General features: G+C 69.5%; 7 protein-coding genes and 1 tRNA gene. 3 read left to right on the top strand and 5 right to left on the bottom strand.

Translation table 11 applies throughout. The annotated features are described in order from the left end of the window. Nucleotides 1-689 (top strand): GGDEF domain-containing protein (locus AC1DO7_RS39680; RefSeq protein WP_477117446.1); only part of this gene is annotated, 689 nt, incomplete at its 5' end. Nucleotides 690-800: 111 nt separating this feature from the next. Further along, nucleotides 801-877 (top strand) — tRNA-Arg (locus AC1DO7_RS39675). A 123-nt stretch (nucleotides 878-1,000) separates the two neighbouring features. Here AC1DO7_RS39675 and AC1DO7_RS39670 read toward each other — a convergent pair. Next, on the bottom strand, nucleotides 1,001-1,600 hold the full coding sequence (locus AC1DO7_RS39670; RefSeq protein WP_441618303.1) for a Fur family transcriptional regulator: 600 nt from the start codon (nucleotides 1,598-1,600) through the stop codon (nucleotides 1,001-1,003). A gap of 305 nt (nucleotides 1,601-1,905) precedes the next feature. Here AC1DO7_RS39670 and AC1DO7_RS39665 point away from each other — a divergent pair, with 305 nt between their 5' ends. Then, a complete protein-coding gene (locus tag AC1DO7_RS39665) occupies nucleotides 1,906-2,466 on the top strand; it encodes a helix-turn-helix transcriptional regulator (RefSeq protein ID WP_441618305.1) in 561 nt (186 codons plus the stop codon). Nucleotides 2,467-2,550: 84 nt separating this feature from the next. Here the strand turns inward: AC1DO7_RS39665 and AC1DO7_RS39660 are convergent, their stop codons facing one another. The 4 genes from AC1DO7_RS39660 to AC1DO7_RS39645 form a co-directional block, all read right to left on the bottom strand. After that, nucleotides 2,551-3,102: a type II secretion system protein gene (locus tag AC1DO7_RS39660; RefSeq protein WP_441618307.1), complete on the bottom strand. Its 552-nt coding sequence runs from the start codon at nucleotides 3,100-3,102 to the stop codon at nucleotides 2,551-2,553. A gap of 2 nt (nucleotides 3,103-3,104) precedes the next feature. Continuing rightward, nucleotides 3,105-3,527, bottom strand: coding sequence for a type II secretion system protein (locus tag AC1DO7_RS39655; RefSeq protein WP_441618309.1), 423 nt, complete (start codon nucleotides 3,525-3,527; stop codon nucleotides 3,105-3,107). A 6-nt stretch (nucleotides 3,528-3,533) separates the two neighbouring features. After that, a complete protein-coding gene (locus AC1DO7_RS39650) occupies nucleotides 3,534-4,052 on the bottom strand; it encodes a type II secretion system protein (protein ID WP_441618311.1) in 519 nt (172 codons plus the stop codon). Continuing rightward, on the bottom strand, nucleotides 4,049-4,529 hold a 481-nt coding region (locus AC1DO7_RS39645; RefSeq protein ID WP_477117445.1), incomplete at its 5' end, for a cohesin domain-containing protein. The genes AC1DO7_RS39650 and AC1DO7_RS39645, both read right to left, overlap by 4 nt.

The following is a 4,529-nucleotide window of genomic DNA, read 5'->3' as shown; positions in this document are numbered from 1 at the left end:
CCCTGGTGCCCGCCGGCCTGCTGCTGCCCAGGCGCGCGCCGCAGGAAACCTTCACCGTCCTGCAGGCGTTCGGCATCGTCAGCCTGTCGGTCAGTTTCGCGCTGATGGCCCACGACCGCCTGCGCCGCCGCCTCGAGCACCGCGCCAGCTATGACGACTTGACGGACGTGCTGTCGCGCGGCCCCTACTGGGCGGCGCTGGAAGAAGCCTGCCAGCAGGCTGACCGGCACCAGCGCCCGCTGGCGGTCGCGTTCATCGACCTCGATCATTTCAAGGCGATCAACGATCTCTACGGGCACCTGGCCGGCGACAGCGTGCTGCGCCACTTCAGCGGCCTGTTGCGCAAGACGCTGCGTGCCGGCGATTTCGCCGGCCGCCTGGGCGGGGAGGAGTTCGGCATCGTGATGCCTGACACCTCGCTCGAGCAGGGCCGCGCACTCAGCCTGCGCCTGAACACCCTGGTGCGCACCACGCCGTGTCCGTCGGAGCCGGATGCGATTCCCTATACGGTCAGCATCGGCATGGCCGAGCGGCTGCCCGGCGAGGGCGCCGACGACCTCATGCGCCGGGCCGACAATGCGCTCTACGACGCCAAGCACATGGGGCGCAACTGTGTCGCCACGCAGCCGACCGACCGCCACGCCGGGATGCCGGCAGCGCCACGCATGCGGATCTCCCAGGCCTCGTGATGCATTCCGGCGCATTGCGGCGCCTGGCCATATGTGACGCGGCGCGCGGCTGATGTAGAATACCGGCCTTCGCACCGGGCCCGGCAGCGCATCGCCGCGGCGTCCCGCGATCCGCCCTTAGCTCAGCTGGATAGAGCACTCGCCTTCTAAGCGAGCGGTCAGAGGTTCGAGTCCTCTAGGGCGGGCCAGTGTTTCCCGGGCAGCGACCGCGGCTGTAGTCCCGCGGGCTGCGCTGCCGTCTCCCTTCCTGCCTTCCGTCCCGCTTTCCTTTCCGCCTTCCTTCTTATTTTCTGCGCCCGCCGGTTTTGCAGTCAGGCGCCCTCGGCCGCCACCGGTTCCGGCGCTGGCGCGTTGCCCTCCGAGCACTGCCGGCAGGTGCCGAGCAACGCGCCACGGACCGCCGCGGGCCGCAGGCCTTTCGTTTCGAGCATGCGGCGCTGCAGGTCGAGCAGCGCGTCGTCGTGGACATCTTCGATACGCTGGCACCGTTCGCAGAACAGATGCTCGTGTGCGGGCTGGTCGTTTGGCTCGTAGTGATGGGACAACACATTGCGCCGGCTCACCGAGACGCGTCGCAACAGGCCGATGTCCGCCAGTTCGTAGATCGCCGCCTTGAACGTGGAAAGCGGGAGCCGCAGTCCTGTCGCCAGCAGCAGCCGGCACAGCGCTTCCGAGGTCCGGTGGCGGTCGCCGGCTTGCCACGCCAGCGCAAGCACGGCTGCGCGGGCCAGCGTCGGCGCGAGGTCCCGCGCGGCGATTTCGCTGCACGCCCGTGCCAGCAACGCGGGACTGAGCGTGCTGGCCTCCGCCGCGCGCATGGACTGCACCAGTGGCGTGGCGTCGTGCCCGCGGTCGCGCGCCTCGTCCAGGGCTTGCAATGCCGGTGAGGCGTCGCGTTGTCCGGATTCCATCTGTGCCTCTCCTGTACCGCTGTTGGGTTGCCGCTGTCATGCGCCTGGCGTGCGGCACGCAGTGACATCGGTTCCCAATCTACTTTTTTCCAACGCACTTTCGCTTCCGGCAAACGTCCTGACTACGCGATGACCCTATCGGCTATATGCCCTGTAGAATCGACGCCACGTGGACTGTGCGCAGAAGTTGCTGGCAGTCATGCGAACACGGACCCGGCAATGCCAATAATTCGACCGGAACCCGTGCCGTCGCCATAGCGGTTTTGGGGGAAGCTCCGCGACGCGCGGAGGGGGGAGGGTGCCAGATGAATCGAGATCACATGTCGGCCCGGCTGCTGGCGCTGCTGGGCTTTTTCCCGGTGTACCAGGTGTGGGACCTGGCCCAGCTCTACCAATCGGGCGGCGCCGTGCACTGCGTCGCCGAGGCGGTCGCCACGGGGGTCTTCCTGTGGATATTGATCATGCTCTACCGCGACCGGCAACGTGCCGGCAATCGCCTGCTGGAGTTGCAGACGCTCTCGCGCGCGCACGACCGCGCGATCGCCGAGCGCGACAAGCCGGCGCGCCAGTCGACGCATCATTTCCTGCAGCAGATACAGGAGCAATTCGAGAAATGGCGGCTCACGCAGGCGGAGAAGGACATCGCCCTGCTGCTGATCAAGGGCCTGACCCTCGACGAGATCGCCGCCGTGCGCGAGAGCCGCAGCAAGACCGTCAGGCAGCACGCGACCAATATCTATGCGAAGGCCGGCCTCGACGGGCGCCACCACCTGGCGGCCTTCTTCCTGGAAGACCTGCTTGCGCCGCCGGGCGCTCCAGATGTCGCGCCGGGGCTCGGCGTGGCGCAGCCTGCCGTCGCGCAATGACCGCGGCGCAGTGACCGCGGGCGCGGGCGTGGACGTACGCTGCGCCTCGCCAAGACGGCGGCTGCGGCAGGCATCGGCCCGACCTCAGAAGCGCGGGGGCTGCGGCGCCACGGCGCCGCGAACGGCGGCGGCCGCGGGTGCGATGGCCTCGGGCGGCACCATGAATTTCCATTCCTGGTACGACGCCTTGCCTTCGAAATCCTGGAAGCGCAGCTCGAAGTTGCCGATCTTGATCGGCCGGCCGGTCGCCAGGCTGTAGACGCCCATGATGCCGGGCCCCGGCACCGCCTGCACCATGCCCCAGGCCTCCTCGCCCGTCAGCGGGTCCACATAGAGCTTGCGCAGGTGGCGGCGCGGCGTCGGATAGCGCGGGTCCTTCAGCAGCGCCTGCAGGCTCGGCGGCGTGCGCGGCTGGCCAGGCGGAGTCGCATTGGCGTAGCTGATGAAGGCCTCGCGGAACTCGGTGCCGATCGACAGCAGTTCCTCCTCGGCGGCGCGGCGCTGCGCCACCGCGCCGAGCTGCAGCGTGGCCGCCCCGGCGACGCCGATCACGGCGACCATCAGGATCAGCCCAATATAGCCGAAGCCGCGTGCGCGCCTGGCGTTCCTGGCTTGCCTGAAGTGCCGGGCCGCCATGGCTAGCGCTGGGAGAAGGGCACGTTGCCGGCGCCGCTGCCGGGCGCGCTGCTGCGCAGGTCGTAGACGCGGCCCTTGCTGGCATCTTCCGGCGGCACGATGGTCCATCCGCTGCTGCTCCTGGCGACTGGGTCGAACGGCAGCGTGCGGAGGTATTTTTTCTCGACCAGTTCCTCGAGCGATTCCGGATACCGCCCCGTGTCGCCATAGAACTTGTCGATGGTGGCGCGCGCGGTCGCCAGGTTATCGACGAGCACCGTCTCGCGCGCGATGTCGATGCTGTGGAAGTAGCGCGGCACCGCCAGCGTCAGCAGCAGCGCGACGATGGCCAGCACCACCAGCAGCTCCACCAGCGTGAAGCCGCGGGCAGGGCGAGCGAGGCGCGGGCAGGGTAGGCGGGGGAAAAGCAGCGGCCGCGCGTCCATCGTTCGTCACCATTTCCTGTAAGGCACGCCGTTCAGGCCGGTCTGGCCCGAGCGGGTGTAGACGTCGTAGATGTCGTCGCCTTCCTGCGGCGCGTCGGGCTCGCTCGCATAGCTGCGCTTGCCCCAGGCCGCGGATTCCGGGCCGGACGTGTCTGCCGCCAGCGGGTCGCGCGGCACCCTGCGCAGGAAGTACATCTTGCTGCGGGTCGGGCTGCGCTGGTCGAGCACGCCCTCGGCCAGGATCTCCAGGTTCTTCGGGTATCCCGTGGTCCCCGCCATCTTCGGGATGCGGCCTTCGTCGCTGGCGCGCTTGTACGCGTCGATGGCGGTGCGGATATCGCGCAGCGCGCGCCGCAGCTCCTGCTCCTTGGCGCGCTGCACGCTCACCTGCGCCAGCGGCAGCGCGATGGTGGCCAGCACGCCCAGAATCGCCAGCGTGACCAGCAACTCGATCAGCGTGAAGCCGCGCGCAGACGCCGCGCCGCGCGGCGGCGGGCTCGGGCGGGCGTTGGCCGGCGCTTTCACGGCTGTACCTGCACCACATGCGGCGCCGGTGCGCGCGCGGAGATCGCGCTGCCCTTGAGCCCCACCGGCGCGGTGGTGAGCAGCTGGATGGCCGATGCATTGGTCGGGGCCAGCGCGCGGAAGTTGATGCTGGCGAAGTTGCCGCTGCCGCTGGCGCCGCTGCTGTCGGTGCGCGTGCCGGTGATGAGCAGCTGGCCCGCGCCATCGACCTTGCTGGTGAAGCTGGTCTGCGCGCCGCCCTGTCGCAGGAACCCCCCCTCGACCACGCCGCCCGCCTCGAAGACCTTGTCGTCGAACGTGATCGCGACTGGCACGCTGGTGACCGGGCGCGCGGACTGCATCGACAGCTGCAGCGTGAACGTGTCGCCGACCTTCAGTTGCTGCGCGCCTTGCCAGCTCATCTGCGCGCTGCCGGGCGCGCTGACGAGCGGGGCGGCCTGGGCCGCGGGCGGATCGGCATCGGCGTCCGGCGCGGGC

The sequence above is a fragment of the Cupriavidus sp. 05N40 genome, assembly GCF_056397305.1.
This window is presented reverse-complemented; position numbering and strand designations above follow the sequence as displayed.